The organism is Nocardia cyriacigeorgica (genome assembly GCF_010858045.1).
Classification (GTDB): Bacteria; Actinomycetota; Actinomycetes; order Mycobacteriales; family Mycobacteriaceae; genus Nocardia; species Nocardia cyriacigeorgica_E.
Genome location: NZ_JAAGVC010000131.1, coordinates 1 through 413 on the forward strand (window position 1 = coordinate 1; position 413 = coordinate 413).

Sequence of the window (413 nt, forward strand, 5' to 3'; positions counted from 1 at the left end):
GCCCGTGCACCCGCGCCGTCCTGAACGTTGGCGAGGATGAGAATACGATGACCGTCGCTGGTGGCGCCGGGACCGGTCCAGCTCGCGTTCCTGGCCGCGGTGGCACGGTAGCCGGCGACGGCGGCTTCGGCGACGACCGGATCCGGATCGACGGTGACCGTTCCCGACGCTCCGTCCACCAGCAGATCGGCGCCCGCATGAACGTCGTCGAGGCCGGTCACCGCAACGACGCACGGAATTCCGAGCTGACGGGCGATGATCGCGGTGTGGCTGGTTGCACCGCCGAGCGAGGTCGCCAGCCCGACGATGCGGGTGGGGTCCAGGCCCGCGGTGTCAGCGGGGGCCAGGTCGCGGGCGATCAGGATGGACGGATGCCGCGGCGCGGGCACGCCCGGCTCGGGCAGCCCGAGCAG

1 protein-coding gene is annotated in these 413 nt (G+C 72.6%); it reads right to left on the reverse strand.

The window, feature by feature from the left end:
• Nucleotides 1-413: PEP-utilizing enzyme (locus tag GV790_RS29045; protein WP_256673603.1), on the reverse strand; the 413-nt coding region annotated here is incomplete at both ends.